Genomic DNA, 26,426 nt, shown 5'->3' with positions numbered 1-26,426 from the left:
GAGAAATACCAGCTCAAACCCCGCGACTGGACCCGCGCCGCCCGCGAGGGCACCACCATCGCCCCCCTCATCACCCGCCTCAACACCATCCGACGCGCCCACCCCGCGCTGCACCGGCTGAGGAACCTCCGTTTCCACCACACCGACAACGACGCGATCGTCGCGTACAGCAAGCGCGAAGGCTCGGACGTCGTCCTGGTGGTCGCCAACCTCGATCCGCACCGCACCCAGGAGGCCACGATCTCGCTCGACATGCCGCAGCTCGGCCTGGACTGGCACGAGTCGGTGCCGGTCCACGACGAACTCACGGACGAGACCTACCACTGGGGCCGCACGAACTACGTGCGCCTGGAGCCCGGCCGGGCCCCCGCCCACGTCCTCCACCTCCGCCGGCCCTCCGCCGCCGTGCCCCGGAACGAAGGGTCCGCAGCCTCATGACCGTGAACGAGCCCGTGCCGGACAAGTTCGAGGACACCCCCGCCAAGGACCGCGACCCGGACTGGTTCAAACGAGCCGTCTTCTACGAGGTCCTCGTCCGCTCCTTCCAGGACAGCAACGGCGACGGCATCGGCGACCTCAAGGGCCTCACCGCCAAGCTGGACTACCTGCAATGGCTGGGCGTGGACTGCCTGTGGCTCCCGCCCTTCTTCAAGTCACCGCTGCGCGACGGCGGTTACGACGTCTCCGACTACACCGCCGTGCTGCCCGAGTTCGGCGACCTGGCCGACTTCGTGGAGTTCATCGACGCAGCCCACCAGCGCGGCATGCGCGTGATCATCGACTTCGTCATGAACCACACCAGCGACCAGCACCCGTGGTTCCAGGAGTCCCGCAAGAACCCCGACGGCCCCTACGGCGACTACTACGTCTGGGCCGACGACGACACCCGCTACCCCGACGCCCGCATCATCTTCGTCGACACCGAGGCGTCCAACTGGACCTACGACCCGGTCCGCGGCCAGTACTACTGGCACCGGTTCTTCTCCCACCAGCCGGACCTCAACTACGAGAACCCGGCCGTGCAGGAGGAGATGCTGGCCGCCCTGAAGTTCTGGCTGGACCTCGGGGTCGACGGCTACCGTCTCGACGCCGTGCCCTATCTGTACGCCGAAGAGGGCACCAACTGCGAGAACCTGCCCGCCAGTCACGCCTTCCTCAAGCGGGTGCGCCGCGAGATCGACGCGCAGTACCCGGACACCGTGCTGCTGGCCGAGGCCAACCAGTGGCCGGAGGACGTCGTCGACTACTTCGGCGACTACGCCACCGGCGGCGACGAGTGCCACATGGCCTTCCACTTCCCGGTCATGCCCCGCATCTTCATGGCCGTGCGCCGCGAGTCCCGCTACCCCGTCTCGGAAATCCTCGCCAAGACCCCGGCCATCCCGTCCGGCTGCCAGTGGGGCATCTTCCTGCGCAACCACGACGAGCTGACCCTGGAGATGGTCACCGACGAGGAACGCGACTACATGTACGCGGAGTACGCCAAGGACCCGCGCATGCGCGCCAACATCGGCATCCGCCGCCGGCTCGCCACCCTGCTGGACAACGACCGCGACCAGATCGAGCTGTTCACCGCCCTGCTGCTGGCCCTCCCGGGCTCGCCGATCCTCTACTACGGCGACGAGATCGGCATGGGCGACAACATCTGGCTCGGCGACCGAGACGCCGTGCGCACCCCCATGCAGTGGACACCCGACCGCAACGCGGGCTTCTCGACCTGCGACCCCGGACGCCTCTACCTGCCCACGATCATGGACCCGGTCTACGGCTACCAGGTGACGAACGTCGAGGCGTCCATGGCCTCGCCGTCCTCCCTGCTGCACTGGACCCGCCGCATGATCGAGATCCGCAAGCAGAACCCCGCCTTCGGCCTGGGCACCTACACAGAACTGCCCTCCTCCAACCCGGCGGTCCTCGCCTTCCTGCGCGAGTACGAGGACGACCTGGTGCTGTGCGTGAACAACTTCGCGCGGTTCGCCCAGCCCACCGAGCTGGACCTGCGCGAGTTCGCCGGACGCCATCCGGTCGAGCTGTTCGGCGGGGTCCGCTTCCCCGCCATCGGCGAACTGCCGTACCTGCTGACCCTCGGGGGCCACGGCTTCTACTGGTTCCGGCTCACCCGAGTCGCATCCCGCATCGGCCGCCGCGCTTGAGCGTGGGCCGAGGAAAGGACGCGTCACCATGCCGAAGACCGCACCCCTGCGCACGAGACGCGGGCAGCTCGCCGAGCCGATGGCGTCGCTCGGCGAGTTGCTGCGCCAGTGGCTGCCGCGCCAGCGCTGGTTCGCGGGCAAGGACCGGCCCGTGGCCGAGCTGGGTCTGCTGTCGATGACCGAGCTGTTCCCGGGCTGTCTGCACCTCCTGGTGCACACCGGGCAGGCAGACGTGCCCTTCCCGGGCGGCGCTCCCTTGGCCGGTGACTGCTACCAGCTGCTGCTCGGCGTGCGCGAGCAGCCCGCTCCGCGGCTGGGCCGGGCCGTCATCGGGCAGGTGCAGGACGGGCCGCTGGCCGGGCGGACGGTCTACGACGCGCTGCACGACCCCCGGACCGCCCAGCTGCTCCTGGAACGGCTGCGGCACCCGGGCAAGGCGGGACCCCTGCGCTTCGAGGCCGACCCCGCCCGGCCGGTGCCCGGGGGCCTGGCACCGCGGCTGCTGGACGCCGAGCAGTCCAACTCCTCGCTGATCTACGGCGACGAGTTCATCCTGAAGCTGTTCCGGCGCGTCCAGCCCGGCGTCAACCCCGACCTGGAGGTGCCGGACGCGCTGGCCCGGCAGGGCTGCGGCCGGGTCCCGGCGCCGGTGGCGTGGATGCGCACGACCCATCCGTACCAGGCGACGCTCGGCGTGCTCCAGCCCTTCCTGCACGGCGCCTCGGACGGCTGGACCCTCTCCCTGAACGCGCTCGCCGCCGGGGACGAGTTCACCGTGCAGGCCCACGAGCTGGGGCAGGCGATGGGCGACGTGCACCTCGCGCTGGCCTCCGCCTTCCCGGTGGGCGTGCCCGGTGAGAACGGCCGCACGGCGGCGGCGATGACCGAGCGGCTGACCGCGGCGGCACACTGCGTACCGGCGCTGCAGCCGTTCGTCCCGGGCCTGCGCGCCGCGTTCGCGGCACTGTCGACCTGCGACTCGGGCCCGCCCGCCCAGCGCATCCACGGCGACCTGCACCTGGGTCAGGTGCTGCGGGCCGGCCGGGACTGGTTCGTCATCGACTTCGAGGGCGAGCCCTCGCGCCCGCTGGCCGAACGGCGCAGCGCCCACTCCCCCGTGCGGGACATCGCGGGCATGCTGCGCTCCTTCGACTACGCAGCCCGGCAGCGCCGCCCGTGGCGTCCGGAGTGGGCGCGCCGCTGCCGCGAGGCGTTCTGCGCGGGCTACGCCGCCCGCGCCGGCTGGGACCCCCGCAAGAAGCACGGCCTGCTGCGCGCCTACGAGACCGACCGTGCCGTGTACGAGGTGCTGTACGAGGCCCGGCACCGCCCCGACTGGCTTCCCGTACCCATGGCGGCGATCGAACGACTCGCCGTGAGAGGAGACTGACCCGTGGCCCTCCGCGACACCTCGATCCCCGAGCCGTCCGGCCCCGTCGCGCCCGCACCCGGTGCGTGCGCGACCGCGCCGCCGCTGGACCCCCACGACCGGGGGCGCCTGCTGGCGGGCGCCCACCACGACCCGCACGCCCTGCTGGGCGCCCACCCGGTGCCCGGCGGCATCGCCTTCCGCGCGCTGCGCCCCTTCGCCCGCGAGGTGAGCGTGGTCGTGGACGGCGAGCGCCACGCCCTCGGGTCGGAGGGGGACGGCCTGTTCTCCGGCGTGCTGCCGCTCGCCGGGATCCCGGCGTACACGCTGGCGGTGGCGTACGAGCAGGGCGAGCCGCAGGAGACCCACGACCCCTACCGCTTCCTGCCCGCCCTCGGCGAGCTGGACCTGCATCTGATCACCGAGGGCCGGCACGAGCAGCTGTGGCGGGCGCTGGGCGCGGAGCCGATGACCCACGAGGGGGTCACCGGCACCCGGTTCACGGTGTGGGCGCCGAACGCGCAGGGTGTGCGGGTCGCCACCGACTTCACCCACTGGGACGGCACCGCGTTCCCGATGCGCTCGCTGGGTTCGTCAGGGGTGTGGGAGCTGTTCCTGCCGGGCGTCGGCGAGGGCACCCGGTACAAGTTCGAGATCCATTCCCGCTACGGGCACCGGTTCCTCAAGGCCGACCCGATGGCCCGCGCGGCCGAGGAGCCGCCGAACACCGCGTCCGTGGTGACCTCGTCCCGCTACGAGTGGGGCGACGCGCAGTGGATGCGGGCCCGCTCCGACACGCCGGTGCACGAGGCGCCGTTCTCGGTGTACGAGGTGCATCTGCCGTCCTGGCGGCCGGGGCTGACCTACCGCGAGCTGGCCGAGGAGCTGCCCGCGTACGTGAAGGACCTGGGCTTCACGCACGTCGAGCTGATGCCCGTCGCCGAGCACCCCTACGGGCCGTCCTGGGGCTACCAGGTCACCGGCTTCTACGCGCCGACCGCGCGCCTGGGCTCGCCCGACGACTTCCGGTACCTGGTGGACGCGCTGCACCGGGCCGGACTCGGCGTGATCATGGACTGGGTGCCGGCGCACTTCCCGAAGGACGACTGGGCGCTGGCCCGCTTCGACGGGGACCCGCTGTACGAGCCCGGGGACGACCGGCGCGCCACCCACCCGGACTGGGGGACGTACACCTTCGACTTCGCGCGGACCGAGGTGCGCAACTTCCTCGTGGCGAACGCCGTGTACTGGTGCGAGGAGTTCCACATCGACGGGCTGCGCGTGGACGCCGTCGCCTCGATGCTGTACCTGGACTACTCGCGCGACTCCGGTCAGTGGGAGCCCAACCAGTACGGCGGCCGGGAGGACCTGGCGGCCATGGCCTTCCTCCAGGAGATGAACGCCACGGTCTACCGGCGCTGCCCCGGTGTGGTCACCATCGCCGAGGAGTCGACCGCGTGGGGCGGGGTGACCCGGCCGACCGACACCGGCGGGCTCGGCTTCGGCCTGAAGTGGAACATGGGCTGGATGCACGACTCGCTGGAGTACGTCGCCCACGAGCCGGTGCACCGCAAGTTCCACCACCACGAGATGACGTTCTCGATGGTGTACGCGTACAGCGAGAACTACGTGCTGCCGATCTCCCACGACGAGGTGGTGCACGGCAAGCAGGCGCTGGTGTCGAAGATGCCCGGCGACTGGTGGCAGCGGCGCGCGAACGTGCGGGCGTACCTGGGCTTCATGTGGGCCCACCCCGGCAAGCAGCTGCTCTTCATGGGGCAGGAGTTCGCCCAGGGCGCGGAGTGGTCGGAGAAGCAGGGACCCGAGTGGTGGCTCCTTGACGAGGGGTACCACTCGGCGGGCGACCACCGCGGCGTGCGGGACCTGGTCCGCGAGCTGAACACCCGCTACGCGCGCACCCCGGCCCTGTGGCAGCGCGACACCGACCCGGCCGGCTTCAGGTGGGTCTCGGTGGACGCGGCCGAGGACAACGTCTTCGCGTTCCTGCGGTACTCCGCGGACGGCACCCCGCTGCTGGCGGTGTCGAACTTCTCGCCGGTCGTACGGCAGGCGTACGGGCTCGCCGTCGGTGACGAGGCCGTCGCCTGGCAGGAGGTGCTCAACACCGACGCCGAGGAGTACGGCGGCAGCGGCGTGGCCAACCCGGACCCGGTCAAGCCGGAGGACGGGAACATCCGGATCACGCTGCCTCCGCTGGCGACGGTGTGGCTGGTCCCGTCCGTCCTGTGAGCCGACCAGGTGTCCGACCGGCTGTCCGGGGCAGTCGGTCGGTGGCACCGGCCCACAGAAAGGCGGCACCACGTGCGCACCGTCGGAGTGGAGGAGGAGCTCCTCCTGGTCGATCCCGCGACCGGCGATCCGCGGGCGCTGTCCGCCGCCGTGCTCGCCCGGGCCTTCCTGGACGACGCCGGTCAGGAAGTGTTCGAGAAGGAGCTGCACGAGCAGATGCTCGAGTTCGCCACGCATCCGCAGTCGGACATGGAGCTGCTGCACGCGGAGATCGTCCGCTGCCGCGAGGAGGCCGGCCGGCATGCCGGGGGGATCGGGTGCGCCGTGGCCGCGCTCGCCACCTCGCCGCTGCCGGTGACGCCCTCCATCGGCGTGAACCGGCGCTACGAGTGGATGGCCGAGCAGTACGGCGTCGTGGTCCAGGAGCAGCTGGTCCTGGGCTGCCACGTGCACGTGTCGGTCGAGTCCGACGAGGAGGGCGTGGCGGTGATCGACCGGGTGCGGCCCTGGCTCCCGGTGCTGGCCGCCCTCAGCGCGAACTCGCCGTTCTGGCAGGGGCGGGACTCCTCCTACAGCAGCTATCGCAGCCGGGTCTGGCAGCGCTGGCCGTCGGCCGGTCCCACGGAGCTGTTCCGCTCGGCGGAGCGCTACCACCGCCGGGTCGCGGACATGCTGGCGACCGGGACGATCCTGGACGACGGGATGGTCTACTTCGACGTCCGGCTCTCCCCCCGGTATCCGACGGTCGAGTTCCGGGTCGCGGACGTCTGCCTGGACGCCTCCACGGCCGTCGTCCTCGCCGCGCTCGCCCGCGCGCTGGTCGACACGGCCGCACAGGAGTGGCGCGGGGGGACGGAACCGGCCGAGGACAGCGTGAGCCTGCTCCGCCTCGCCGCCTGGCGGGCCGCCCGCTCCGGACTGACGGAGGAGTTGCTGCACCCGGCGACGATGCGGCGGGTGCCGGCCGGGACGGTCGTACGGGACCTCCTCGAGCATGCAGGGGAGGCCCTCGCGGCCGCGGGCGACCTGGACCGGGTGCGCGAGGGCGTAGACGCGCTGCTGCGGCACGGCAACGGCGCCCGGGTCCAGCGCGAGCTGCTGGAGCGCACGGGCAGCCTGCGGGAGGTCGTCGCCGCGTGCGTGCGCCGCACCCAGGCGGCCTGAGGCGTCACACGAGGCGCCGGTGCAGGGGCGTCAGTAGATCGGGTCAGTAGATCAGGGCCAGGGCGTAGCCCAGGAGACCCACCGCGAAGATCAGCACGACCGCGAGGATCAGGGCCATCGGCCCCTTGCTCCAGCCCTTGGCCGGGTTGCTGAGCAGGTCCTGGGGGCCTGCCTCGGGCATGCTGCTCTCCGCCGGCGGGGTCTCCCCGGGCGGCACACCGCCGCCGGGCTCCAGGCCGGTGCTGAGCCGGGGTTCGGGATCGGGATTCACGTACGTCATGTCCTCCCGGGTCCCCCGATCCCGCCGGATCACCGGGTGGGAACACTTCTGCGTTCCCGGTCCCCCTTCGCCTGCGGCTGGGCTAGCCTCCGAGCACCGTCGACCACGGTGTTCGTCGGCGGCGTCACCGTCCGTACACGTCAGGAGCAGGCGCATGCGCGAGACCGCACTCGCTCCCCGGGCCGTCCCACCGCTGACCGGCTCGCTCGCCGACAGCCTCTTCGAGACGGCCGCCCGCACACCGACCCTGCCGATGCTCGCCCGGCGCCGCGGCCCCGGCTCGGCGGTCTGGGACGAGGTGACGGCCGTGGAGTTCCGCGACGAGGTGGTCGACCTCGCGAAGGGCCTGATCGCGAGCGGGATCGCGCCCGGCGACCGGGTGGCGATCCTCGCCCGCACCCGGTACGAGTGGACGGTCTTCAGCTACGCCCTGTGGACGGTGGGCGCCGAGGTCGTGCCGATCTATCCGACCTCCTCGCGCGACCAGGTCGAGTGGATCCTGCGCGACGCGGGCTGCGTGGGCGTGCTGGTCGAGGACGAGCAGAGCGTGATGACCGTCGGCTCGGTGTGCGCGTCGCTGCCCGCGCTGCGCCACGTCTGGCAGCTGGACGCGGGCGCGCTGGACGCGCTGGTGGCGCGCGGCGAGTTCCTCCCGTTCACCACGGTCGACTCCATGCGCCGTATCGTGCTGCCGGACTCCACCGCGGTGGTGGCCTACACCTCCGGCACCTCCGGCCGCGCCCTGGGCTGCGCGCTGAGCCACCGCTCTCTGGCCGCGCCGTGCGACACGCTGCTCGCGGGCTGGGGCCACACGGCGGCGCCGCCGGGAGAGCAGGGCGCGGTCCTCGCCTACCTCCCCTTCTCGCACGTGTACGGGCTGATGATCCAGAGCCTGTGCGTGCGGGGCGGGCTGCTGATGGCGCACGAGCCCGTGACGACCGGGGAGGCGCTCTCCTCGGCCCTGCGCTCCTTCCGGCCGACGTATCTGTACGCCGTCCCCTCCGTCCTGGAGAAGATCTACAAGAACTTCCTGCGCACCGCCCAGCAGTCCGGTCGCGGTGCCCTGTTCGAGCGGGCCGCGGACACGGCGCGGGACTTCGCCGCCGCACTGGAGCGCCGGCGCCTGGGCCGCGGGCCCGGACCCGGTCTCGACCTGCGCATGCAGCACGCCCTGTACGAGCGGACGGTGTACCGGCGGCTGCGCGAGACGCTGGGCGGCCGGGTGAGCCGGGCGACGTCCGGCGGTTCGCCGCTCAGCCGCGAGCTCTCCCTCTTCTACGAGGGCATCGGCGTCTACGTGCACGACGGCTACGGTCTGACGGAGACCAGCGGCGGACTGACGATGCAGCCGCTGGGCCGGGAGAAGTCGGGCACCGTGGGGCAGCCGCTGCCCGGCACGGAGATCCGGGTGGCCGACGACGGGGAGATCCTGGTGCGCGGGCCCTCGCTGTTCCAGGGGTACGTCGGTGACGAGGCCGCCACCCGCGAGGTGCTGCGCGGCGGCTGGCTGGCCACCGGCGACCTCGGGCACCTGGACGACGAGAACTACCTGGCGATCACCGGCCGCAAGAAGGACGTCATCATCACCAGCGGCGGCAAGAGCGTCGCCCCTGCCGCCCTGGAGCAGCGGCTGCGGATGCACCCGCTGGTCCACCAGGCGGTGCTGGTCGGCGACAACCGGCCCTGCGTCGGTGCGCTGATCACGCTCGACCCGGAGTTCCTGACGCACTGGCGGGCGTCCCTGGCCCTGCCGGGCGACGCCCCCGCCCGGGAGGCACGCGAGGAGAACGCGCTGCGGGAGGAGATCGCGCGGGCCGTGGCCGCGGCCAACAGCGCCGTGTCGCACTCGGAGTCCATCAGGGTCTTCCGCGTCCTGCCCAGCCCCTTCGACGTGGCGGGCGGGCTGCTCACCCCGTCGATGAAGCTCCGCCGCGACGAGATCGCACGGGCCTACTCGCTGGAGATCGACGCGATGTACGAGGCGCGCTCGCACCGCCGGCCGGTGCGGCCGCCGGAGGAGCCGGCCGCCTGGGAGGACGCGGACAACGTGTTCCTGCGCTGATCCGGGGCCCGTCCCGCCGTCGGACCGGCACACCGGCGCGACTAGGTTCAGCCGACACGGGAACTTACCAACGAAGGGGATCCGCAGAAGAAGGGAAGGAGCCCGGCCGGTGCCGGGCCGGGAAGGCGCAATGGCAGCCGAGTCGCGTTGGGACAGGACACTGGCTTCCGAGGAGATCACGAACCGCACCGCCAGCTTCGCCGGGGAGCTGCACAATGTGACCGGTGCGCGGCTGGTCGCGGAGGAGTTCCTCTACGACCTCGCCCGTGCGGCGCCGCCCGCGGCGCCCGAGCACTGGGACGACATCCTCCTCGTCGTCACGGAGCTGGCGGCCAACGCCGTGCAGTACGCTCCGGGGCCGTTCCAGCTGCGGCTGCGCCGCACCTTCGACGGTGTGCACGTCGTGATGCACGACACCAACACCACGGAGCCCGCGCCGCGCCCCTTCCATCCGAGCAAGGGCGGCGGCGGCATCGGCTGGCATCTGATCCACACCCTGTCCGACCAGGTGAGTGTGGTCACCGGGGAACAGGGCAAGGACATCCACGTCTTCCTGCCCTGGTGACCGGCGCGGCTCACGGGGCGCCGGCCGCGCGCAGCGGCACCAGCGCGCTGATCGTCTTGCCCCCTTCCGGACGCACCTCGACCGCGATGTCCCGGGCGAGGCGGGCGACGAGCGGCCAGCCGTAACCGCCACCGGGGTGCGTGGTCGGAAACGCGTACGCGGCCCGCGGCACCACGGCGCTGTGGTCGTGGACGGCGATCCACAGTCCCTCCTCGGTGGGCCGGGCCTCGAAGCCGGCCAGCCCGTCGCCGTGCCGGATCGCGTTGGTCACCAGCTCCGAGACGACGAGCAGCAGGTCGACGACGTCCTCCTCGCGCACCTCGCGGCCGGGGCCGCCCCAGCCCGTGCGCGCCACGGACTCCGCGTACGCCCGTGCGGCCGCGGCGCCGGCTCCGGCGCCCTGTGCCGGTACGGCGAAGGGCGCGAGGCGGGGTGGTGCGGTGGTGGCGGCTGTCGTGGTGGTCCGGTCGGCTGGTTCCATGGCAGTGGTGTCCCCGGTTTCCGCGTGCGGTCGTACGGTCCGGTCGGGTCGCGGGCTCTCCCGCGGCGACCGCCGGGCCGGGCGGACGCGACGGGCCGGACCGGCTCCTCGGCAGCGGATACCCGCCCGTGGCCGCCGCATTCGGCCCGGTGGGCCCTCGGGCGGCGCCGGGACGCCGACGGGGGTGCGCCGCCCGGTGCCGCCCGCCCTGCGTGACCCGTGCGGGGGTAGACGTTCGGCCGGGTGACACATCGCTTTGTCCGCGCCGGGGACCTGGGTTAACCTCTGGCGTATTTTTCTGCTGGGGGATTCCGTGAACTGCGCGAACGCGGACACGGAAGGCCGGACCGCCCGAACGGTCCGGCAGGGGGTGGTGGGTCCTCGCCGCGAGGACCCCCGGGGAGCGGAACGAGGGCACGCATGACCAGCGACAGCACCGGATCCGTCGACGCGGTTCCGGGCGACCAGGAGTTGCGCCGCCTCCTGGCGGGCCTGACGGCCGTGCGGGACGGCGACTTCGGCACCCGGCTGCCGGACGACGCGGACGGCCTGATGGGCGACATCGCCAAGGTCTTCAACGGCATGGTGGACCAGCTGTCCGTGTTCACCTCCGAGGTCACACGGGTCTCCCGGGAGGTCGGCACGGAGGGCGCCCTCGGCGGGCAGGCGAAGGTGCCGGGGGTCTCGGGCACCTGGGCCGACCTGACGGACTCGGTCAACGCCATGGCGGGCAACCTCACCACCCAGGTCCGTGACATCGCCCAGGTGGCCACGGCGGTCGCCAGGGGGGACCTGTCCCAGAAGATCGACGTGGACGCCCGCGGCGAGATCCTGGAACTGAAGAACACCATCAACACCATGGTCGACCAGCTCTCCGCCTTCGCCGACGAGGTCACCCGCGTGGCCCGCGAGGTCGGCACCGACGGACGGCTCGGCGGCCAGGCCGACGTCCAGGGTGTCCGGGGCACCTGGCGGGACCTCACCGACTCGGTGAACTTCATGGCGGGCAACCTGACCAACCAGGTCCGCAACGTCGCCCAGGTGGCCACCGCGGTGGCCAAGGGCGACCTCTCCCAGAAGATCACCGTGGACGCCCGCGGCGAGATCCTGGAACTCAAGAACACCATCAACACCATGGTCGACCAGCTCTCCGCCTTCGCCGACGAGGTCACCCGCGTGGCCCGCGAGGTCGGCACGGCCGGGAACCTGGGCGGGCAGGCCCGGGTGCGCGGGGTGTCCGGCACCTGGAAGGACCTCACCGACAACGTCAACGTGATGGCGTCCAACCTGACCGGCCAGGTGCGCTCCATCGCCCAGGTGGCCACCGCGGTCGCCCGCGGCGACCTGTCGCAGCGGATCACCGTCGACGCCGAGGGCGAGGTCGCGGCGCTGGCCGACGTGATCAACACCATGGTGGACACGCTGTCGGCGTTCGCCGACGAGGTCACCCGGGTCGCCCGGGAGGTCGGCACCGACGGGCGCCTGGGCGGCCAGGCGAACGTGCCGAACGTCGCCGGCACCTGGAAGGACCTGACCGACAACGTCAACTCGATGGCCAACAACCTCACCAACCAGGTGCGCAACATCGCCCTGGTGACGACCGCGGTGGCCAAGGGCGACCTGTCGAAGAAGATCGACGTCGACGCGCGCGGCGAGATCCTCGAACTCAAGACGACGATCAACACGATGGTCGACCAGCTCTCCGCCTTCGCCGACGAGGTCACCCGCGTGGCCCGGGAGGTCGGCACCGAGGGCAGGCTCGGCGGCCAGGCCGAGGTGGAGGGCGTCTCCGGCACCTGGAAGCGGCTCACGGAGAACGTCAACGAACTGGCCGGCAACCTCACCCGCCAGGTCCGCGCGATCGCCGAGGTCACCTCCGCTGTCGCCGAGGGCGACCTGACCCGCTCGGTCACCGTGGAGGCGTCCGGCGAGGTCGCCGAGCTGGGGGACAACATCAACGCCATGGTGGAGTCCCTGCGCGAGACCACGCGGGCCAACCAGGAGCAGGACTGGCTCAAGACCAACCTCGCCCGTATCTCCGGCCTGATGCAGGGCCACCGCGACCTGCCCGTCGTCGCCGAGCTGATCATGGACGAGCTGGTGCCGCTGGTGTCGGCCCAGTACGGCGCCTTCTACCTGGCCGAGGACGGCGACGCCGGTCCCGAGCTGCGACTCGTCGGCTCCTACGGCTACCCGGAGGACACGACCAGACCCACCCGTATCGCCTTCGGCCGCACCCTGGTCGGCCAGGCCGCGCGCAGTCGGCGCACCATCATGGTGAACGAGCTGCCGCCGGGCTATCTGACCATCTCCTCCGGGCTCGGCGAGGTGGTGCCGGCCGCGCTGGTGCTGCTGCCCATCGTGGTCGAGGGACAGGTCCTCGGCGTCATCGAACTGGCCTCGGTCGCCCCGTTCACCCAGATCAACCAGGACTTCCTGGAACTGCTGATGGAGACCATCGGCGTGAACGTCAACACGATCGTGGCCAACGCCCGTACCGACGAGCTCCTCGCCGAGTCGCAGCGGCTGACCGGCGAGCTCCAGGCCCGCTCCGCGGAGCTGCAGTCGCAGCAGGAGGAGCTGCAGCACTCCAACGCCGAGCTGGAGGACAAGGCGTCCCTGCTCGCGGCGCAGAACCGGGACATCGAGGCGAAGAACCTGCAGATCGAGCAGGCCCGGCAGGAGCTGGAGGCACGCGCCCAGCAGCTGTCGCTGGCCTCGAAGTACAAGTCCGAGTTCCTGGCGAACATGAGCCACGAGCTGCGCACCCCGCTCAACAGCCTGCTCATCCTGGCCCAGCTGCTGGCGCAGAACCCCTCGCGCAACCTCTCCCCCAAGCAGGTCGAGTACGCGGGCATCATCCACTCGGCCGGCTCGGACCTGCTGCAGCTGATCAACGACATCCTGGACCTGTCGAAGGTCGAGGCGGGCAAGATGGACGTGTCCCCCGAGCGTGTGACGCTGCGCCAGCTCATCGAGTACGTCGAGGCCACCTTCCGGCCCATGACGAGTCAGAAGGGCCTGGATTTCACGGTCACCACGGCCCCCGGCGCCCCGGCGGACCTGCTGACCGACGACTCCCGGCTGCGGCAGGTGCTGCGCAACCTGCTGTCCAACGCGGTGAAGTTCACCGAGCGGGGCGGCGTGGAGCTGGCCGTCGAACCGGCACCGGACGACGAGGTGCCCAGGGGTGTGCTCCGGGGCGGGCCCGTGGTGGCCTTCCGGGTGAAGGACACCGGCATCGGCATCCCCGAGCAGAACCTGGAGTCGATCTTCGGCGCCTTCCAGCAGGCGGACGGCACGACGAGCCGCAAGTACGGCGGCACCGGGCTGGGCCTGTCCATCACGCGGGAGATCGCGCAGCTGCTGGGCGGCGCCGTCACGGTGGACAGCACGCCCGACCGGGGCAGCACCTTCACGCTGTACCTGCCGGTGGCCCGGCCCGACTTCGAGGACCTGCTGGCCCGCGGCCCCGAGCATCTCCCGGCCGACGCGGCCGCCGACGTCCTCGACCGCCCGGCGCCGGTGGCCGAGCTGACCGGCGGGCACCGGCAGCGGCCGCGGCGCCTGCTGGTGGTGGAGGAGCGCCCGCGCGGTCTGCTGACCCTGGTCGCGGAGAGCGTGGTCGCCGATCTGACGCACGGGCGGGACGACGCGGGCGACCGGCCGCCGCTCGACGTGATCACGGCCGTGGGTGCCGAGGAGGCCGCCGGCGCGCTGGCGGCCGACCCGTGCCACTGCGTCGTACTGGAGCTGGGCATGCCGGACGACGAGGCGTCCCGCTTCCTGCACGCGCTGCGGGGCGACTCGGCGCTGGCGAGCGTGCCGGTGCTCGTGCACAGCGGGCACCGCGCGGACGCCGCCGTGGAGGAGGACCTGCGCTCGGGCGCGGCCGGCGGGACGCTGGAGTTCCTCTCCAGCCTCGACGAGCTGCGCGAGCGCATCGCCCTGCTCCTGGCCGCCGAGGAACCCGGGGACGTGCTGTCCCTGGTGCGGCCGGAGGAGCAGCCGCGCCCGGACCCGAGGGCCGGTCAGGATCCGCCCGCCGGGCGCACCGTCCTGGTGGTCGACGACGACGCGCGCAACCTGTTCGCGCTCAGCGGGATCCTGGAGCTGCACGGTTTCCGGGTGCTGCACGCGGAGAACGGCCGCCGGGGCATCGAGATGCTCGTGGACCACCCGGAGGTGGCGCTGGTCCTGATGGACGTGATGATGCCCGAGATGGACGGCTACACGGCGACGGCGGAGATCCGCCGCATCCCGCGGTACGCCGAGCTGCCGATCATCGCGGTCACCGCCAAGGCGATGCCCGGCGACCGGGAGAAGAGCCTCGCCTCGGGCGCCAGCGACTACGTCACCAAACCCGTGGACACCCAGGACCTCATCGCCTGCGTCCGACGGTGGCTGCCCGTATGAGCGCCTCCGAGCGGTCCGGCGAGCCGGCCGGCGACGTCCGGCGGGACGGGTCCGCCCCGGTCGGTCTGACGCCGCTGTCGCCCGTGGGCAGACTGGCGGCCACGGTGGACCGGCTCAGCCGCGAGGTGCGGGCCGCCCAGGCGGAGGCCGAGGGCCGGGCGCTGATCGAGCTGGCCAAGGGGATCCTGGTCGCGCGGCTCGGCTGCGGTCCGGCCGAAGCCGCCCGGCAGCTGGCCGAGCTGGCCGAGCAGTCCCAGGTGACGCCGCTGGAGTTCGCGGTCGACGTCATCAACCAGGCCGCCCGGGACCGCGTGTCGGAGGTGACGGACGCGTTCCTCGCGGCCACCGCGGCCGTGCGCACCGCGGGCCCGGACGAGGACCCGGACGGTGGGGGCACCGCGGGAGCCGGGGCGGCCGCGGAGGCGGTGGCCGACTCCGCGGCCGTACGGCTGCGGGCGGCCGAGAGCGGCGCGCTGGCGGCGGACGACACCCAGGCCGTCGCCGACGCGCTGCTGGAGCAGGCGCTGCGCCCACTGGGGGCGGTGGCGGTGGCCATCTGGGCGGCCGGGTACGACGGGTCGCTCACCCTGGTGGGCAGCGCCGGGTTCCCGCCCGCCGAGGCGGCCCGCTGGCGGTACGTGCCGCCGGACGTGGCGACGGTGGCCCGGTGCGGACTCACCGAGCGCTCGGGGCAGTGGTTCGCGTCCCTCGCCGGGACCGGGCTGCCCAGCGTGGGCCGGCACCAGTACCCGGACGGCGGCAGGGTCGCCGTGCCCGCCGGTACCGGGGGGCGCATCCACGGCGTGCTGGAGATCGTCTGGCCGGTGCCGCTGGCCCCGCAGCCGCCCCAGGTGGTCCGTCAGGTGGAGGCGCTGGCGGAGCTGTGCGCGCACACCCTGGAGTCGTACACGCCGCCGCGCGAGCCCGGGCAGGAGCCCCGGGTGATGCCGGACGCGGTGGAGCTGATGGACCTGGCCGACGGGCTGCACGATCCCGCCCTGGTGCTGGTGCCGCACCTGGACGCCGCGGGGCAGCTGGCGGACTTCCGCATCCAGCACGTCAACAAGCGCTTCATGGATCCGGCCGGACGGCCGCGCGCCGTGGTGGGCGGTGCGCTGCTCCTCGAGGCCTACCCGATGGCCGCCGGGGACAGCGAGCTGTTCCGCTCCGTGGAGCGGGTGTACGCCACGGGCGAGCCGTTCCGGGCCAGGCACATGAACCTGACCGCCCTGGTGGACCAGGTGCCGCTGTCGGCCGTGGCGGACATCAGCGTCAGCCGGCACGGCAACGCGGTGCTGCTCATCTGGCGCATCGAGGACGAGACGGCCCGGCTGGCCAGCCTCCTCCAGCACGCCCAGCGGCTCGGCCGCATCGGCGGTTTCGAGGAGAACCTGCTGACCGGCGAGATCACCTGGAACGGGCAGCTGTTCGACCTGTACGGGCGCCCGCACACCAGCACGCCGGTGCCGCTGGAGGAGCTGGCCGCCCACGCCCACCCCGACGACGCCGTCGCCATCGGCCGGTTCCTGCGCACGCTGCTGCACCACCGGCGCCCGGCGTCGGCGGCGTTCCGGCTGCGGCGGCCCGACGGGGTGACCCGGCACGTGCGGGTGGTGGCCGAGCCGGTCCTGGACACCGACGACCGGCTGCTCCTGGTCCGGGGGGCCTGCCAGGACATCTCGGCCCAGCACTGGACGGAGGTGGCGCTCGCCGCGACCCGCGACCAGCTGGCGCACACCGAGCAGCAGGCCATCGAGCGCGCCCGGCTCACCCTGCAGCTGCAGCACGCGATCATGCCGCCCGAGCAGACCCCGCTGCGGGTGCCGGACCTCCAGGTGGCCGTCAGGTACCGGCCCGCGGAGACGGAGCAGCTGGTGGGCGGCGACTGGTACGACGCGGTGATGCTGCCGAGCGGGCGGGTGCTGCTGTGCGTGGGGGACGTCGCCGGACACGGGATAGAGGCGGCGACCAGCATGGTGGTGCTGCGCAACGCGCTGCGCGGGCTCGCGGTGACCGGGGCCGGCCCCGGCCAGCTGCTGTCCTGGCTCAACATCGTGGCCCACCATCTGACGGGCGGGGTCACCGCCACCGCGGTGTGCGGCCTGTACGACCCGGCCCGGCGCACGCTGCGCTGGGCCAGGGCGGGCCATCTGCCGCCGGTGCTGGTGCGCGGTCCGCAGGCCCGGCCGCTGCCGCTGGTGCGGGGGATGCTGCTGGGGGCGGTGGCGGAGGCGGCGTACGAGGAGGCCGAGGCGCAGCTGGCCGCCGGGGACACGCTGCTGATGTACACCGACGGTCTGATCGAACGCCGGGACCGCCCGGTGGAGGAGGCGCTGACCCAGCTGCTGAGCACCGTGCGCCCGACGCCGAACACCCTGGACCAGCATCTGGACCGGCTGCTCACCTACAGCAGGTCGGACACGGACGACGACACGTGTCTGGTGGGCATCCGGGTGGGGTGACGCACGGTGCGGGGGCGCGGGCGGGGACGCTGGTCCGGCTCGGCAGGTGTGGAGACGGGTTTCAGGGGTATCCGGCGGGCGCGGTGGGCCACACGACGGTCCGCCGCGCCGCCGCATTGTTGGAGGTACACGTGCCCATAGCCCAGAACCCGCTGTCCGTCGAGGTGACGCTGCCCCGGGAGGACGTCGCGCTGCTCAAGGTGGAGGGTTACCTGGACGTCGACACCGCGACCGAGTTCCAGCACCATCTGGCCAACCAGCTCCACCACGGCCGACGGCACTTCCTGCTGGACCTGTCCGAGGTGCCGTTCATGGACTCGTCCGGCATGAACATCATTCTGCGGGTCTACCAGGAGGCCCGTGACCTGCCGGGCAGCGTGCACATCATCTCGCCGGCCCCGGCGGTGCTGCGCGTCCTGGACCTGACCGGGGTGAGCATCACGGTGCCGGTCTCGGACAGCGTCGAGGAGGCACTGGCCCGCGTCGACGCCGAGCCGGAGGGTCCGCGCCTGCCCGACGCCTGAGCCGCCGCACGCCCGCATCCCCTCCGGACCGGTCGTGCGGAAGCAGGTGACGCGCCAGGTCGGCGGGTGGTTAGAGTTGTCGACCGGCTGGGTCACGTCGCCGGCGCGTCACCCCGTGCGGGGTGAGGTGCGGCGCTACGCGGATGAGGAGTGGGACAGGTGCCGGAACAGGCGGAGGGAACGGCGGGAGTGCCGACGCGCGAGGTCAGGGACTTGCTGCGGCGCCGCCGTGAGCAGATCGCCCAGCGGTGGGCCGACGAGCCGCTGTTCCGGGCCGTGTTCACCGTTTCGCGCGACGAGGCGGTGGAGGCGGGCAAGGCCGTCGTGGACGCGCTGGCGCAGGTCGCGGACGCGGCACGGGTCGAGGACCCGGACGCCGCCGGATTCACGGCGGTGCGCGAGCAGTTGGCGCGGATGGGTGCGGCCCGTTCGCGTTCCGGGCTGAGCACCGCGCAGGTCTCCAGCGAGCTGGCCGCGCTGCGTCCGCCCGTGGAGAACCTGCTGGTGGCCGACCTGCCCGAGGACACGTCCGCCGAGCACGTCCGGGACTGTGTCAGCACGCTGAGCGTGCTGATGGGCACCCTGCGGGTCGTGGTCATGCAGACCGCGCTCAGCGAGGGTCAGGCACTCATCGACCGCCAGCGGCTGCAGCTGCTCGAGGTGGCCACTCCGGTCATCAAGCTGTGGGACGGCATCGTGGCCGTGCCCCTGATCGGCACGCTGGACAGCGCGCGCAGCCAGGTGGTGATGGAGACCCTGCTGGAGTCCATCGTGGAGCAGCAGGCGCGCTACGCGATCCTGGACATCACCGGTGTGCCGACCGTCGACTCGCTGGTGGCCCAGCACCTGATGAAGACGGTCGCGGCGGCCCGGCTCATGGGCGCCGAGTGCATCGTCTCCGGCATCCGGCCGGCGATCGCCCAGACCATGGTCCACCTGGGTCTGGACCTGGGCACGGTGGTCACCCGGGCGAGCCTCGCCGACGCGCTGGGGTACGTGCTGCACCAGCTCGGGGTCGGCATCGTGACTCCCGGCACGAACGGTGCGGTCGCGCGGTGAGCCAGGCATGGCCCGGGCCCCACGGGGCTCCGGTGACGGGGCATGTTCCGGTCCTGCGGCTCGGTGAGGTCCTCCTGGTCACCCTCCAGGGGGACCTGCACGACAGCACGGCGCAGCAGCTCCAGGAGGACCTCGCCGAGACGATCGTGCGCAGCGGTGCCACCGGCGTGGTCATCGACGTCTCCGGCGTGGAGATCGTCGACTCCTTCCTCGGCCGGGTCCTGGCCGAGATCGCCGGTCAGACCGGCCTGCTGGCCGCGCGGACCGTACTGGTCGGCATGCGGCCGGCGGTGGCCATCACACTGGTGGAGCTGGGGCTGACGCTGCCGGGCGTGCACACCGCGCTCAGTACCGAGGTGGCCATGGAACTCCTGAGCCGACAGGCCCCTTCGTCCCGTTTCGGCGGCCTCGGCCAGGAGCGTTTGTGATGCACACTGCCGCGGGCTCGCAGGCCCGCCTGCCGATCCGTTCGGACATGGATCTGGTGTGGGTGCGACAGCATGTGCGGCAGGCGGCCGCCCAGCTCGGCTTCGGGCTGGTGGACCAGACGAAGCTGGTCACGGCGGCCAGCGAGCTGGCCCGGAACACGCTCGTGTACGGCGGTGGCGGCACCATGGAGACGGAGCAGCTCGTCGAGGGGACCACGCACGGGCTGCGGCTGACCTTCAGCGACGAGGGGCCGGGCATCCCGGACCTGGAGCAGGCGCTCAGCGACGGCTTCACGTCCGGCGACGGGCTGGGCATGGGGCTGGGCGGCGCGCGGCGCCTGGTGCACGAGTTCGGGATCGAGAGTGCCCCGGGCTCCGGGACGACCGTGCGGGTGACGTCCTGGGTGGGCCGGCCGCCGCGGCCGCGGGAGGAGTCCTGATGCCCCGCGTGTGGGACGTCCCGGTGCACGACTCCACCCGGGTGCGCGACGCCAGGGTGGCCGCGGAGCACGCGGCGGCCCTCGCCGGTCTCGACGAGCAGCGGACCTCGACGGCGGCGCTGGTGGCGACCGAGCTGGCCACCAACCTGCTCAAGCACGCCGGAGGTGGCCGGGTCGTCGTCGACGTGGTCGCCCCGCCCGTCCTGACGGGCGGGGCGCAGGGGTCTCCTCGGGTGCAGATCGTCACGGTCGACCACGGGCCCGGTATCGCCGACGTGTCCGCCGCGCTGCGCGACGGCTTCACCACCACGGGCTCGCTCGGTGCGGGTCTGGGCACCTGTGCGCGCCTCGCCGAGGACTTCGACCTGCACAGCGTCCCCGGCCGGGGCACGGTGGTGGTCGCCCGGGTCGGCCTGCCAGGGGCCCGTGCCACCGACACCGGTCCGGCGGGCCGGTTGCGGGCCGGTGCGGTGAACGTCCCGTTCGGCGGTGCGGAGTACTCGGGTGACGCCTGGGCCTGGGTCCGGGACGGCGACCTGGTCACGCTGATGCTGGCCGACGGTCTCGGCCACGGGCCCGAGGCCGCCCGTGCCTCGGGCGCCGCCGTGGAGGCGTTGCGCGCGGCCGCCCACCTGCCGCCGGCCGAGGCGGTACGGCGGCTCGACCGTGCGCTGTCCGGCACCCGCGGCGCGGCCGTGGCGGTGGCCCAGGTCGACACGCGGGCCGCGGTGCTCCGCTTCACCGGCGTCGGCAACATCGGGGCGCGGCTGTGCGCGGACGGCACCTGGCGGCACCTGGTGTCGCGGCCCGGCATCGTCGGCACCCACCGGCCCACCACGCTGCGCGAGGAGCAGGCGCCGTGGGCGGACGACCGGGTGCTGGTCCTGCACAGCGACGGCCTGCCGAGCAGGTGGTCGCCGACGTCCGACACGTGCCGCACCGCGGCCGACCCGGCGGTGACCGCCGCCGTCACGATCCGCGACGCCAGCAGCCCGGCCCGTCCCGTACGGGACGACACCGCCGTCGCCGTGCTGGCCCCGATCCCGCCGGACGGCCCATGACCCGAACCTGGCAGATCACCGATGTCACCGACGCGGCGCGGGCGCGCATCGGCACCGCGCGCCTGGCGGCGGCGTTCGGTGTGCCGCCGGTGGAGCGCGCGCGGCTGACGGCCTCCCTGGGCGCGCAGTTGCGGCTGTGCCTGGCCAAGGGCGGCACCTGGCGGCTCACCCTGGAGACGGGCACGGTCTCGCGCACCGTGCCGGGAGCCCGGGAGAGCGTGCTGCACGCCGTGGTGACGCCGTCGCCCCGGGCCGCTGCCGCCGGGCAGCCGCCGTGGCGGGTCACGGTGCCGTGCCCCGAGGCGGCGGCGGACGTGGACGTCGGCGCCGTGGCCGACGACCCGGTGCTGCTGGCCGAGGCATTGCTGGGCACCGACGAGGACACCGCGCTGGTGCTGGAGCGGCTCACCGAGCAGGAGGGTCTGGTCGAGTTCCACCGGGAGGAGCTCCAGCAGACGAACCAGGGCGTGGTGGCGCTGCACGCCGAACTGGACGCCGCCGGACGGGCCCAGCGCGAGGCGTTCGCGGCCGAGCGCAAGGCGCGTACGGAGGCGGAGAACGCCCGGCGCAGGCTGACGTTCCTGGCGGACGCGAGCGCGGTGCTGACCGCGTCGCTGGACCACCACGAGATCGTGCGCCGACTGCCGGAGCTGCTGGTGCCCGAGTACGCGGCGAGCGTCGACATCTGGCTGTTCGACCAGGACGGCGACCGGCCGGGGCCCGCCCACGCGGCCGCCGCGGTGGTCGCCGCCCGCACCGGACGCCCGCAGTACGCGGCCGCGCACCCGGGGGGCCTGCCCGGCGTCGACGACCAGCCGCCCTCGGCGCTGGCACCCGACCGGCCCCTGCTGTGCATCCCGCTGCCGACCCGGCAGGCGCCCCTGGGGGTGGTGACCCTGTCCCCGCCCGGGGAACGCTGGGACGCGGACGACGCCGTGATGCTGGTCGAGCTGACCCGGCGAGCCAGCATCGCGATCGACCACGCCCAGCGCTACCAGCACAACCGGGACATCGCCGAGACCCTCCAGCGTGCCCTGCTGACGGAGTTGCCGGCGCCGCCCGGGCTGGCCCTGGCCGCGCGCTACCTCCCGGCCACCCATGGACTGAACATCGGCGGCGACTGGTACGACGCGTTCCGGCAGCCCGACGGCGGTGTCATCGCCGTGGTCGGGGACGTCACCGGGCACGGGCTGCGCGCGGCGGTGATGATGAGTCAGCTGCGCACCGCCCTGCGCGCCTACGCGGTCGACGGCGGCAGCCCCGGGCAGTTGCTGACCCGGCTGCACATCTTCCTGCACCACCTGCAGCCCGACCTGTTCGCCACCGCGGTCATCGCGCGCTTCCACCCCGACGACCCGACGGTGACGTGGGCGGCCGCCGGTCACCCGCCGCCGGTGCTGCGTACCCCGGACGGGCGGGTGCGCACGCTGGACGCCAAACCCGGTGCCATGCTCGGCATCCCGCTGCGGCAGGAGATCGCGGACCACACGGTGCCCATGGCGCCCGGTTCGACGCTCGCCCTGTACACGGACGGTCTGGTGGAGCGCCGCGCCCGCGGCATAGACCCGGGTATCGAGCGGCTGGCGGACGCGCTCGGGTCGTTCGGTCCGGCGGAGCTGGACGCGGACCTGGAGGGTTCGGCGGACGGGATCCTGCGTCCGATGCTCAGCGACTCCGAACGCGACGACGACGTGTGCCTGCTGCTGTGCCACCTGCGCGGCACGGACTGACCCGGCGGTTTCACGCGGTTCGCTCCCGCCCGGTGCGTTCCGGGCCCGGGCGGGGCATGGTGGTGATCCCAGGCGTCGCCTGCCTGCCGCACCCGGCTGGCCGGGTGGGATCGGGCGCGGTGGGATGGGCGAGGTGCGAAGCGGCGATCCTCGGGCAGGCGAATGGCGTTCGCGGCAGTCCGCCCGGGAGCCGCAGAAAGGGATGAACACCGTGACACGACCCAGGATCCTGGTGGTCGGCGCAGGTTTCGCCGGCGTGGAGTGCGTCCGTCGTCTGGAGCGGAGGCTCTCCCCCGACGAGGCCGACGTCACCCTGGTGACGCCGTTCTCCTACCAGCTCTATCTGCCGTTGCTCCCGCACGTCGCCGCGGGGGTGCTCACCCCCCAGTCGATCGCCCTCTCCCTGCGTCGCAGCAGCCGCTACCGGACCCGGATCATCCCGGGCGGCGCCATCGGGGTGGACCTCGAGGCGAAGGTCTGCGTGGTGCGCACCATCACCGACCGGATCGTCAACGAGCCCTACGACTACATCGTGCTGGCACCGGGCAGCATCACCCGCACCTTCGACATCCCGGGGCTCACCGACAACGCGTTCGGCATGAAGACGTTGGCGGAGGCCGCGTACATCCGCGACCACGTCATCTCCCAGCTGGACCTGGCCGACGCCAGCCAGGACCCCGTGGAGCGGGCCTCCCGGCTGCAGTTCGTGGTGGTGGGCGGCGGCTACGCCGGCACCGAGACCGCGGCCTGCCTGCAGCGGCTGACCCATGCCGCCGTCAAGCGCTACACCCGGCTGGACCCGGCCCTGATCAAGTGGCATCTGATCGACATCGCGCCGAAGCTGATGCCGGAGCTGGGCGAGAAGCTCGGCCGCGACGCGCAGCAGATCCTGACGCGCCGCGGCATCGACATCTCGCTGGGCGTCTCCATCGCCAAGGCCGCGCCGGAGGAGGTCACCTTCACGGACGGCCGGGTGGTGCCCACCCGGACGCTGATCTGGACGGCGGGCGTGGTCGCCAGCCCCCTGATCGCCACGTTGGGGGCGGAGACGGTCAAGGGCCGTCTCGCGGTCACCGCGGAGATGTGCCTGCCGGACCACGACGGGGTGTTCGCGCTCGGCGACTCCGCGGCCGTGCCCGACCTCGCCAAGGGCCAGGAGGGCGCCGTCTGCCCGCCGACCGCCCAGCACGCGATGCGGCAGGGCCGGCACGTCGCCGAGAACCTCATCGCCACCCTGCGCAACCAGCCGATGCGGCCGTACGTCCACAAGGACCTGGGGCTCGTCGTCGACCTCGGCGGCACCGACGCGGTCTCCAAGCCGCTCGGGGTGGAACTGACGGGCCTGCCCGCGCAGGCGGTGGCCCGCGGCTACCACTGGTCGGCGCTGCGCACGGGCGTGGCCAAGGCCCGGGTGGCGGCGAACTGGGCGCTCAACGCGGTCGCCGGCGACGATTTCGTCCGCACCGGTTTCCAGGCCCGCAAGCCCGCCAAGCTGAAGGACTTCGAGTACACCGACGCCTATCTGACGCCGGAGCAGGTGCGGGAGCGGGTCGCGGAGGCGGACCGGGCGAAGCCCTGATCGCCCTGATCTCCGTCCGCCCCCACGTCCCGTGACGGACCGGGGCATGACATGCTGAGAAGTGGATCTCGGCGTGAACCGGCCGGGACATGGCTGGAACCGGCCGTGAGGGCCGGCTGTGAATCGGGAGAGTGTACGGCGGCGTGAAGGCAGCGGGACGCTCGGCGCGGACACGGCTGCGGGACCGCGTCGCCGCGTCCGATCCGGGGCTGTTGCGGCTGACGGCGGGTTTGCGGACGGTGGGCGCCATCGCGCTGACGCTGGGCGTGCTCGCCCTGTTCGGCGTGGACGTCAAGCATCTGGTGGCGGGCGCCATGGCGGCGATGGTGGCGACCTTCGCCATCCGGGAGAAGGAACCCGGCCCGCAGGCGGTCACGCTGGCGCTGGGGCTGCCCGTCGCCCTGGCCTCGGTCTCGCTGAGCACGCTGCTCGCTTCGTGGGTCGTCGTCGGCGACGCCTTCTTCGTCGTCCTGATCTTCTCGGCGGTCTTCGTCCGCCGGTTCGGCGACCGGGGCACCGCGCTCGGGCTGATCGGCTTCCAGGTCTACTTCGTGTCGCTGTTCGTCGGCGGCAAGGTGTCCGGGCTGCCCGGGCTGTGGGCCGCCGTCGCCGTGGCGTTCGCGTCCAGCGCGGTGGTCCGCTTCGGGGTGGTCCCGGCGACGCCCGCGCGCATCCTCGGTCTGCTGCGGCAGGCCTTCCGGGCCCGGCTGGCCCAGCTGATCGCCACGCAGCTCGATCTGCTGGACGCCGGTCCCGACGACATCGACAAGACGCTGGAGCGCCTGCGGGACGGCACCGCGCGCCTGCACGAGACCGCCCTGATGATCCAGTCCCGGCTGGACGAGGGCACGCCCGACGCGTCCACGGCGCGCCTGGTGCAGCGGCGCATCGCGGACGCCGAGATCGCCGCCGAGCGCCTGGGTCTGCTGCTGCTGACCGCGCGCAGCGCCGAACGGGCCGACACCCTGACGCTGCACCTGCCGGGCGCTCCGGCCCCCGCGGTGGGCCACTCCCCCGCACCCGGCGAGGCCACGGAGATACTGCGCCGCGATCTCACGGCGCTGCGCACCCTGGTGCTGCGCCCGCCCGCGGAGGCGCGCGGGACGGCCCTGTCCCACCTGCGCAACCGGCTGCTGGGCTACCGCGACGAGGAGAACCTGCCCGAGGCGACCGCGGCCGTCCAGGACGTGTTCCGCGGCATCGGTGAGACGGCGCGCGCGGTCATGGGCCTCAGGATCGCGCTGGACGGGCCGCAGGACGAGTCCGACGACTCACCGGCCACCGCCCGCTCCCGGGAGGAGCTGGACGCCGAGGACGCGGCCATCGACGCCGGTGAGGAGGCGGCCGAGGAGGAGGAGCAGACCGGGCTGCGGCGGCCCACCACGCGCGCCGCGGTGCAGGTGGCCGTGGGGTCCTCGCTGGCGATCGTGGGCGGGGAGTTCCTGTCCTCGCAGCGCTGGTACTGGGCGGTGCTCACCTGCTGGATCGTCTTCATCAACACCGCCTCCACCGGCGAGATCCTGGTCAAGGGCTACCGCAGGCTGCTCGGTACGGTGCTGGGAGTGGTGGCGGGCATCGTGCTGGCCGGGCTGGTGGGCAACCACACCTGGACGGCGTTCGGGCTGGTCCTGGTGCTGATCTTCGCCATGTTCTACACGGCGCCGCTCTCCTACACGCTGATGTCGTTCTTCGTCACCGCGATGCTCGGACTGCTGTACACGCTGCTGCACACGTACAGCATGTCGGTGCTGCTGCTGCGGGTGGAGGAGACGGCGCTCGGCGCGGCCTGCGGGATCGTGGCGGCGGCGCTGGTGCTGCCCATACGCACCGACCGGCGTACGAACGAACTCCTCGGCACGGTCCTCGAGCGGCTCACCGATGTGACGGAGGGCGCCGTCGACCAGCTCAGCGGCGGGCCGGAGGCCGACCTGCTGGACACCGCGCGGGAGCTGGACCAGGCGCTGGGCGATCTGCGCGCCGCCACCCAGCCGCTCACCCATCCGATCACGCCGTTGCGGGCCCGGCGCGACACGGCCCAGTACGTGGTGGCGCTGCTGGAGACCTGTGCCTATCACGCGCGGTCGCTGGCGGCGACGGCCGAGCTGCTGCCCACCCATCCGTCGATCGCGGCCGACCCGCGGCTGCGCGGCGCGGTGCGGCGCACGGTGCGCAACATCGAGGCGATCGCCGCCCACGTCGCGGACGACAGCGCCGCGACGCAGGTGGAGACAGGGCCGAGCATCGCCTCGCTGCTTGAGCCGGACACCGCGGCGGGCATTCCCCGGTACGGCCGCATCACGGGCCGGGTGCTGCGGCATCTGGAGCGGCTGGACGAGGCGGTGGTCGGCCTCGCCCGGCCGCTGGGCGTGTCCGTCGGGGCGCCGCAGCGCTGACGGGGCCACC

The 26,426-nt window shown here is 73.0% G+C and carries 18 protein-coding genes and 1 pseudogene; 17 read left to right on the top strand and 2 right to left on the bottom strand.

Annotated elements, in window-relative coordinates:
• The 5 genes and pseudogenes from IE258_RS36835 to IE258_RS36815 form a co-directional block, all read left to right on the top strand.
• Positions 1-438 (top strand): annotated as a pseudogene (locus tag IE258_RS36835) (alpha-1,4-glucan--maltose-1-phosphate maltosyltransferase); the annotation flags it as partial.
• A complete protein-coding gene (treS, locus tag IE258_RS36830) occupies positions 435-2,153 on the top strand; it encodes a maltose alpha-D-glucosyltransferase (RefSeq protein ID WP_189750173.1) in 1,719 nt (572 codons plus the stop codon). The pseudogene IE258_RS36835 and the gene treS, both read left to right, overlap by 4 nt.
• A gap of 28 nt (positions 2,154-2,181) precedes the next feature.
• Positions 2,182-3,543, top strand: a complete 1,362-nt coding sequence (locus IE258_RS36825; protein ID WP_189750172.1) for a maltokinase N-terminal cap-like domain-containing protein — start codon at positions 2,182-2,184, stop codon at positions 3,541-3,543.
• Positions 3,544-3,546: 3 nt separating this feature from the next.
• Positions 3,547-5,772: a 1,4-alpha-glucan branching enzyme gene (gene glgB, locus IE258_RS36820; protein ID WP_189750171.1), complete on the top strand. Its 2,226-nt coding sequence runs from the start codon at positions 3,547-3,549 to the stop codon at positions 5,770-5,772.
• 72 nt (positions 5,773-5,844) lie between these two features.
• The gene (locus IE258_RS36815; RefSeq protein ID WP_189750170.1) at positions 5,845-6,936 is read left to right on the top strand and encodes a glutamate--cysteine ligase; all 1,092 of its coding nucleotides are present in this window, start codon (positions 5,845-5,847) and stop codon (positions 6,934-6,936) included.
• Positions 6,937-6,979: 43 nt separating this feature from the next.
• On the opposite strand, the gene IE258_RS36810 is transcribed toward IE258_RS36815, so the two are convergent.
• Positions 6,980-7,216 (bottom strand): DUF6480 family protein, encoded by a 237-nt coding sequence (locus IE258_RS36810; RefSeq protein WP_030190612.1) that lies wholly within the window; start codon positions 7,214-7,216, stop codon positions 6,980-6,982.
• A 154-nt stretch (positions 7,217-7,370) separates the two neighbouring features.
• On the opposite strand from IE258_RS36810, the gene IE258_RS36805 reads away from it, so the two are divergent.
• Together IE258_RS36805 and IE258_RS36800 are read left to right on the top strand one after the other, a co-directional pair.
• Positions 7,371-9,278: an AMP-dependent synthetase/ligase gene (locus tag IE258_RS36805; protein WP_189750169.1), complete on the top strand. Its 1,908-nt coding sequence runs from the start codon at positions 7,371-7,373 to the stop codon at positions 9,276-9,278.
• A gap of 130 nt (positions 9,279-9,408) precedes the next feature.
• Positions 9,409-9,843, top strand: coding sequence for an ATP-binding protein (locus IE258_RS36800; RefSeq protein WP_104636626.1), 435 nt, complete (start codon positions 9,409-9,411; stop codon positions 9,841-9,843).
• Between the two features lie 10 nt (positions 9,844-9,853).
• Here the strand turns inward: IE258_RS36800 and IE258_RS36795 are convergent, their stop codons facing one another.
• Positions 9,854-10,324, bottom strand: a complete 471-nt coding sequence (locus tag IE258_RS36795) for an ATP-binding protein (RefSeq protein ID WP_189750168.1) — start codon at positions 10,322-10,324, stop codon at positions 9,854-9,856.
• 420 nt (positions 10,325-10,744) lie between these two features.
• Here IE258_RS36795 and IE258_RS36790 point away from each other — a divergent pair, with 420 nt between their 5' ends.
• From IE258_RS36790 to IE258_RS36745, 10 genes are all read left to right on the top strand, one after another.
• On the top strand, positions 10,745-14,740 hold the full coding sequence (locus IE258_RS36790) for a HAMP domain-containing protein (RefSeq protein ID WP_189750167.1): 3,996 nt from the start codon (positions 10,745-10,747) through the stop codon (positions 14,738-14,740).
• A complete protein-coding gene (locus IE258_RS36785; protein WP_189750166.1) occupies positions 14,737-17,202 on the top strand; it encodes a SpoIIE family protein phosphatase in 2,466 nt (821 codons plus the stop codon). The genes IE258_RS36790 and IE258_RS36785 overlap by 4 nt, the downstream gene beginning before the upstream one ends.
• 131 nt (positions 17,203-17,333) lie before the next feature.
• Complete coding sequence (locus IE258_RS36780) at positions 17,334-17,726, top strand: STAS domain-containing protein (RefSeq protein ID WP_189750165.1); 393 nt, start codon at positions 17,334-17,336, stop codon at positions 17,724-17,726.
• A gap of 159 nt (positions 17,727-17,885) precedes the next feature.
• The gene (locus tag IE258_RS36775; RefSeq protein WP_189750164.1) at positions 17,886-18,785 is read left to right on the top strand and encodes an STAS domain-containing protein; all 900 of its coding nucleotides are present in this window, start codon (positions 17,886-17,888) and stop codon (positions 18,783-18,785) included.
• The gene (locus IE258_RS36770; protein WP_189750163.1) at positions 18,782-19,213 is read left to right on the top strand and encodes an STAS domain-containing protein; all 432 of its coding nucleotides are present in this window, start codon (positions 18,782-18,784) and stop codon (positions 19,211-19,213) included. The genes IE258_RS36775 and IE258_RS36770 overlap by 4 nt, the downstream gene beginning before the upstream one ends.
• On the top strand, positions 19,213-19,653 hold the full coding sequence (locus IE258_RS36765; RefSeq protein ID WP_189750162.1) for an anti-sigma regulatory factor: 441 nt from the start codon (positions 19,213-19,215) through the stop codon (positions 19,651-19,653). Before IE258_RS36770 ends, IE258_RS36765 begins: the two co-directional genes overlap by 1 nt.
• Positions 19,653-20,714, top strand: coding sequence for an ATP-binding SpoIIE family protein phosphatase (locus IE258_RS36760; RefSeq protein WP_189750161.1), 1,062 nt, complete (start codon positions 19,653-19,655; stop codon positions 20,712-20,714). Before IE258_RS36765 ends, IE258_RS36760 begins: the two co-directional genes overlap by 1 nt.
• Positions 20,711-22,444 carry a PP2C family protein-serine/threonine phosphatase gene (locus IE258_RS36755; protein WP_189750160.1) on the top strand — a complete coding sequence of 578 codons (1,734 nt, stop codon included), beginning with the start codon at positions 20,711-20,713 and terminating at the stop codon, positions 22,442-22,444. The genes IE258_RS36760 and IE258_RS36755 overlap by 4 nt, the downstream gene beginning before the upstream one ends.
• A gap of 202 nt (positions 22,445-22,646) precedes the next feature.
• Entirely contained in the window at positions 22,647-24,023 is a 1,377-nt protein-coding gene (locus IE258_RS36750; RefSeq protein WP_189750159.1) for an NAD(P)/FAD-dependent oxidoreductase, read from the top strand.
• 143 nt (positions 24,024-24,166) lie between these two features.
• The gene (locus IE258_RS36745; RefSeq protein WP_189750158.1) at positions 24,167-26,416 is read left to right on the top strand and encodes an FUSC family protein; all 2,250 of its coding nucleotides are present in this window, start codon (positions 24,167-24,169) and stop codon (positions 26,414-26,416) included.
• Positions 26,417-26,426 lie beyond the last annotated feature (10 nt).

Origin of the sequence: Streptomyces tendae (assembly GCF_014650435.1) — a bacterium.
GTDB lineage: Bacteria > Actinomycetota > Actinomycetes > Streptomycetales > Streptomycetaceae > Streptomyces > Streptomyces tendae.
The sequence above is the reverse complement of the archived record's forward strand: the minus strand, read 5'-3'. Positions and strand labels throughout refer to the sequence as shown.

Excerpts from the sequence above, each read along its gene's own strand:
- treS (WP_189750173.1), top strand. The coding sequence starts at position 435 with ATGACCGTGAACGAGCCCGTGCCGGACAAGTTCGAGGACACCCCCGCC.
- IE258_RS36825 (WP_189750172.1), top strand. The coding sequence starts at position 2,182 with ATGCCGAAGACCGCACCCCTGCGCACGAGACGCGGGCAGCTCGCCGAG.
- IE258_RS36810 (WP_030190612.1), bottom strand. The coding sequence starts at position 7,216 with ATGACGTACGTGAATCCCGATCCCGAACCCCGGCTCAGCACCGGCCTG.
- IE258_RS36805 (WP_189750169.1), top strand. The coding sequence starts at position 7,371 with ATGCGCGAGACCGCACTCGCTCCCCGGGCCGTCCCACCGCTGACCGGC.
- IE258_RS36800 (WP_104636626.1), top strand. The coding sequence starts at position 9,409 with ATGGCAGCCGAGTCGCGTTGGGACAGGACACTGGCTTCCGAGGAGATC.
- IE258_RS36795 (WP_189750168.1), bottom strand. The coding sequence starts at position 10,324 with ATGGAACCAGCCGACCGGACCACCACGACAGCCGCCACCACCGCACCA.
- IE258_RS36790 (WP_189750167.1), top strand. The coding sequence starts at position 10,745 with ATGACCAGCGACAGCACCGGATCCGTCGACGCGGTTCCGGGCGACCAG.
- IE258_RS36785 (WP_189750166.1), top strand. The coding sequence starts at position 14,737 with ATGAGCGCCTCCGAGCGGTCCGGCGAGCCGGCCGGCGACGTCCGGCGG.
- IE258_RS36765 (WP_189750162.1), top strand. The coding sequence starts at position 19,213 with ATGCACACTGCCGCGGGCTCGCAGGCCCGCCTGCCGATCCGTTCGGAC.
- IE258_RS36760 (WP_189750161.1), top strand. The coding sequence starts at position 19,653 with ATGCCCCGCGTGTGGGACGTCCCGGTGCACGACTCCACCCGGGTGCGC.
- IE258_RS36755 (WP_189750160.1), top strand. The coding sequence starts at position 20,711 with ATGACCCGAACCTGGCAGATCACCGATGTCACCGACGCGGCGCGGGCG.
- IE258_RS36750 (WP_189750159.1), top strand. The coding sequence starts at position 22,647 with ATGAACACCGTGACACGACCCAGGATCCTGGTGGTCGGCGCAGGTTTC.